The sequence below is a fragment of the Streptomyces sp. RP5T genome (assembly GCF_003933965.1).
Taxonomy (GTDB): Bacteria; Actinomycetota; Actinomycetes; order Streptomycetales; family Streptomycetaceae; genus Streptomyces.
In genome coordinates this window covers 1-4,105 of sequence record NZ_RSAJ01000686.1, presented here as the reverse complement: position 1 = coordinate 4,105, position 4,105 = coordinate 1, and the positions used below count along the sequence as shown (strand labels likewise).

The window sequence follows — 4,105 nt, the reverse complement described above, 5'->3', positions numbered from 1 at the left end:
AACACGGACCCCGCGGCGAGCCCGGCGACCAGGCGGAAGGTGGCCGCGTTCGCCTCCCGGGTGAGGTACATGGTGACGCCGGTGGAGGCCACGACCGCGGGGCGCCCGGGATCGAAGCCCGCCTCGGCCAGCCGCCCCCACCAGTCCCCCTCGAAGTCGACCGGCCCCAGCCGCAGCCAGTCGGGGACGCCGAAGCCGAGCTGCTCCAGCCGCCGCCGCTTCCAGGCCTGGGGACCCGGCCGGTCGACCTCGAAGACCCGCAGTGCGCGCTCGGCGGCGACCTCGGGCCTGCGCTGGGCGAAGGTGTCGAGGCCGGCGCCGAGGACGACGTACTGCTCCACACCCCGCTCGACGACGAGGTCCTCCACGAACCGGGTCCGGGCCACGATCGACGCCCGGGTGCGGCGCGTGGCGTCCACGTCCATGTCGGGACGGTCCCGCCACCCCTCGCCCGGGTCCGCGAGCCGTAGCCCGATCTCGTCCTCCAGCACATGCGGCGGCGGGTCGGCCCGGACGTGCAGGGCCCGCCAGAGGGCGACCCGGACCGCCGTGTGGTCGGCCGCGACCGCGTCCTGTGTCACCCGAAGTCCTTGGAGAAGTCCAGCTCCTCGCTGCGCTGGGTCAGTGAGTACCAGTTGCCGTTGTCGTCGCGGAAGATGGCCTCGATGCCGTACGGCCGCTCCTTGGGCTCCTGGATGAACTCCACCCCGCGCGCCCGGAACGTCTCGTAGTCCCCTCGGCAGTCGTCGGTACGGAACGCTCCCGCGCCCATCACGCCCTTGCCGACGAGCTTCTTCAGTGCCTCGGCGGACTCGGGGTCGAGCCCCGGGCCGTCGAGGCTCATCAGGGTCAGCTCGACGCCCTCCTGCTCCTTGGCGCCGACGGTGACCCACGTCATGGCACCCATCGAGACCTCGCTGCGCACCACGAAGTCCAGCTTCTCGGTGAAGAAGGCCTTGGTGCGCTGCTGGTCGAAGGTCCATACCGTGGCGATGCCCAGTCCCTGGATCATGGCTCCGCTCTCCTGTCGTCCGGGGGTTCCTCTCCGTCACGGTAGGCAGCGGCGGGGTGGGGCCGCTTCTCCGAAGTTGCGGTGCTTGGAGTGCCGGGCGGGGGTGCGGTTCCGGCGGTGCCTGCGGTCCCGGCCGGGCTGGCGGCCCCGGCGACGCTTGCTGCCCCGGCGGTCCCGGTGGCGCTTGCTGGGCCTGCGGTCCCGGCGACGCTTGCTGGGCCTGCGGTCCCGGTGGTGGTGCTTGCGGTGCTTCTCGCGGTGAGGAAGCCGCCGGCCCAGAGCATCGCGTAGCAACCGGGGATCAGGGCGGCGCCGCGGCCCACGTGCCGGGTGCGGTACTCGCTCGGGGTGAGGCCGGTGCGCGTCTTGAAGCGGGCGGAGAAGGTGCCGAGGCTGCTGAAGCCGACCAGGTGGCAGATCTCGGTCACGCTCAGATCGGCCCCGCGCAGCATCTCCTCGGCCCGCTCGATCCGGCGGTGCGTGAGGTACTGCCCGGGGGTCTCGCCGTACGCCTCCTTGAAGGCGCGCAGGAAGTGGTAGCGCGAGTACCCGGCATGCGCGGCCACGGCGTCCAGGTCGAGCTCAGGATCGGCCCAGTCCCGGTCCATGGCGTCCTTGGCGAGCCTGATCTGCCGCACTTTGTCCATGCGCCGATGGTGACATGCGGCACTGACATCGCCCTGGCGTCCGCACGGAGAAGGCCCCCCGGGGCGGACACCGGTCCGGGGGGCCTTCGGTTCGGTCGGGACGGGACCCGGGGTCGGATCAGACCTCGACCAGCGGGGTCGGCGCCGCGTCGTCCGCCGTCTTCTGGGGGCCCGCTCCCTTGAGCGGCACCTCCTTGACGAAGACCGCCGCCACCAGCGAGATCACCGCGACGACCGAGCCGAGCAGGAACGCCGAGTGGGTGCCCGCGGACACCGCGAACTGGTACGCCTCGCGCGCCGCGGCCGGCAGCTTCTCCAGGCTCTTCGCGTCGAGCTGCGCGGACTGCTCGGTCACCTTGGACCCCAGCGCACCGGCCCGCTCGGCCATGACGTCCTGGACCCGGTGGTTGAACAGGGCGCCCATGATGGCGACACCGAAGGAGGAGCCGAGGGTACGGAACAGGGTGGTGGAGGAGGAGGCGACGCCCATGTCCTTCATCTCGACGCTGTTCTGCGCGACCAGCATGGTGATCTGCATCAGGCAGCCCATGCCGAGCCCGACCACGGCCATGAACAGACCGGAGGTGAACCGCGAGGTCCCGGTGTCCATGGTCGACAGCAGGTACAGCCCGATCACCATCAGGACGCTGCCGAGGACCGGGAAGACGTAGTACCGGCCGCTGTTGGTGGTGATCCGGCCCGCGACCATCGAGGTCACCAGCATCGCGCCGAGCATCGGCAGGAGCAGCAGCCCGGAGTTGGTCGCGGAGGCGCCCTGCACGGACTGCTGGTACAGCGGCAGGAACAGGGTGGCGCCGAACATCACGAAACCGGTGATGAAGCCGATGATCGACATCAGCGTGAAGTTGCGGTTGCGGAAGATGTGCAGCGGTACGACCGGCTCGGCCGCCTTGGTCTGCCAGAACACGAAGCCGACGAGCGCGGCGACACCGATGCCGATCAGCTCCATGATCCGCGCTGAGGTCCAGGCGTACTCCGTGCCGCCCCAGGTGGTCACCAGCACGATGGAGGTGATGCCCACGGTCAGCAGGGCGGCGCCCAGGTAGTCGATGCGGGCCTGCGCGCGCTTCTTCGGCAGGTGCAGCACCACGCTGATCAGGCCGAGGGAGACGACGCCGAGCGGCAGGTTGATGTAGAAGGACCAGCGCCAGCCCCAGTTGTCGGTGATGGTGCCGCCGACCAACGGGCCGCCGATCATCGCGAGCGCCATGACGCCGGCCATCATGCCCTGGTACTTGCCGCGCTCCCGCGGCGGGATCAGGTCGCCGATGATCGCCATGACACCGACCATCAGACCGCCGGCACCGAGTCCCTGCACGGCCCGGAAGCCGATGAGCTGGCCCATGTCCTGGGCCATGCCGCTGAGTGCGGAGCCGATCAGGAAGAGCACGATCGAGCTCATGAAGACGCCCTTGCGGCCGTACATGTCGCCGAGCTTGCCCCAGAGCGGGGTGGCGGCCGCGGTGGCCAGTGTGTAGGCCGTCACGACCCATGACAGGTGTTCGAGTCCGCCGAGCTCACCGACGATCGTCGGCATCGCGGTGCCCACGATCATGTTGTCGAGCATCGCGAGCATCATGGTGATCATCAGCGCGAGCAGGACGACACGCACACTGCGCTGTTTCCTGTCCGGCTCCGTCTCGACCGTCTGTGTGTCCGCCATCGTTCCCACTCCCCTGAGGTCCTGCGGTACTGCCTCCGCCGGGGCACTTACTTGCCGCCCGGCTAGTTGACTACACTGGGAAGGTAGACGCGTAACTAGCCGGGCGTCAAGTAAGTTTTGGGGAAAGCCGAGGAGCACGAGGATGGGCGGCACCATGGACGTCACCAAGCAGCAGCGCCGCGGCAACACGCGCCAGCGCATCCAGGACGTGGCCCTCGAACTCTTCGCGCAGCAGGGGTACGAGAAGACGTCCCTGCGGGAGATCGCCGAGCACCTGGATGTCACCAAGGCGGCGCTGTACTACCACTTCAAGACCAAGGAAGAGATCCTCGTCAGCATCTTCGACGATCTGACGCAGCCGATCCTCGACCTGATCGAATGGGGCCGGCAGCAGCCGCACACCCTGGAGACCAAGCAGGAGATCGTACGGCGCTACAGCGAGACGCTGGCCGGTGCGACGCCCCTGTTCCGCTTCATGCAGGAGAACCAGGCGGCGGTGCGTGAACTGCGGGTCGGCGAGACCTTCAAGGAGCGGATGCAGGGGCTGCGCGAGATCATCGTCGACCCCGAGGCGGACCTGACCGACCAGGTCCGCTGCATCAGCGCGATCTTCACCCTGCACGCCGGAATGTTCTTCCTCCAGGACGTCACCGGCGACCCGGAATCCAAGCGCAAGGCGGTCCTGGAGGTCGCCACCGACCTGGTCACCCAGGCCCACCGGGGAGGCGAAACGGGCTAGGGCGTGTTGGGCCGGGATGGGCG

General features: G+C 69.3%; 4 protein-coding genes and 1 pseudogene. 1 reads left to right on the top strand and 4 read right to left on the bottom strand.

Annotated elements, in window-relative coordinates:
- The 4 genes and pseudogenes from EHS43_RS39160 to EHS43_RS39145 form a co-directional block, all read right to left on the bottom strand.
- The coding region (locus tag EHS43_RS39160) for a class I SAM-dependent methyltransferase (RefSeq protein WP_125195339.1) at positions 1-581 on the bottom strand (581 nt) is incomplete at its 3' end.
- Entirely contained in the window at positions 578-1,012 is a 435-nt protein-coding gene (locus EHS43_RS39155; RefSeq protein WP_125195338.1) for a VOC family protein, read from the bottom strand. The genes EHS43_RS39160 and EHS43_RS39155, both read right to left, overlap by 4 nt.
- Before the next feature lie 263 nt (positions 1,013-1,275).
- Positions 1,276-1,659: pseudogene (locus EHS43_RS39150) on the bottom strand (helix-turn-helix transcriptional regulator); the annotation flags it as partial.
- Between the two features lie 118 nt (positions 1,660-1,777).
- Positions 1,778-3,343, bottom strand: a complete 1,566-nt coding sequence (locus EHS43_RS39145) for an MDR family MFS transporter (protein WP_125195337.1) — start codon at positions 3,341-3,343, stop codon at positions 1,778-1,780.
- Positions 3,344-3,485: 142 nt separating this feature from the next.
- On the opposite strand from EHS43_RS39145, the gene EHS43_RS39140 reads away from it, so the two are divergent.
- On the top strand, positions 3,486-4,082 hold the full coding sequence (locus tag EHS43_RS39140; protein ID WP_125195336.1) for a TetR/AcrR family transcriptional regulator: 597 nt from the start codon (positions 3,486-3,488) through the stop codon (positions 4,080-4,082).
- Positions 4,083-4,105: the final 23 nt, after the last annotated feature.

Excerpts from the sequence above, each read along its gene's own strand:
- EHS43_RS39155 (WP_125195338.1), bottom strand. The coding sequence starts at position 1,012 with ATGATCCAGGGACTGGGCATCGCCACGGTATGGACCTTCGACCAGCAG.
- EHS43_RS39145 (WP_125195337.1), bottom strand. The coding sequence starts at position 3,343 with ATGGCGGACACACAGACGGTCGAGACGGAGCCGGACAGGAAACAGCGC.
- EHS43_RS39140 (WP_125195336.1), top strand. The coding sequence starts at position 3,486 with ATGGGCGGCACCATGGACGTCACCAAGCAGCAGCGCCGCGGCAACACG.